Here is a 401-nt window from a genome sequence, read left to right as displayed (position 1 = left end):
AGATGTGTATAAGAGACAGGCACCCGACACCCGACACCTGCTGTTTTCGGTGAGCAAGTCGCTGGTGGCGACCGTGGTCGGTGTTCTGCACGGGGCCGGTGCCATCGACCTCGCCGCGCCGGTCACGAAATACATTCCCGCGCTTGCCGATTGCGGTTACGCCGGCGCGACCGTGCGTCACCTGCTGGACATGAGGTCGGGCATCGCCTTCTCGGAGGATTACGGCGACCCGGCCGCCGAGATTCATCTCCTCGACCAGGCGATGGGCTGGGCGCCCAAGAGCCGCCCGGACAACCCCGGCACGCTACGGGACTTCCTGCTGACCTTGCGGCGAAAGGCTTCTCACGGCGGCCCGTTCGAATACCGTTCGTGTGAAACAGATGTGCTCGGTTGGATCTGCG

At 64.3% G+C, this 401-nt stretch carries 1 protein-coding gene; it reads left to right on the top strand.

Going from position 1 to position 401, the window contains the following annotated elements; translation table 11 throughout:
* Positions 1–401: serine hydrolase domain-containing protein (locus tag WU80_RS24870; RefSeq protein ID WP_156371911.1), on the top strand; the 401-nt coding region annotated here is incomplete at both ends.

Origin of the sequence: Mycobacterium sp. UM_11, assembly GCF_001414075.1 — a bacterium.
In the GTDB taxonomy this organism is placed as follows: domain Bacteria; phylum Actinomycetota; class Actinomycetes; order Mycobacteriales; family Mycobacteriaceae; genus Mycobacterium.
Note: the sequence above shows the minus strand (reverse complement) of the source record. Positions and strands in the feature narration are given on the sequence as shown.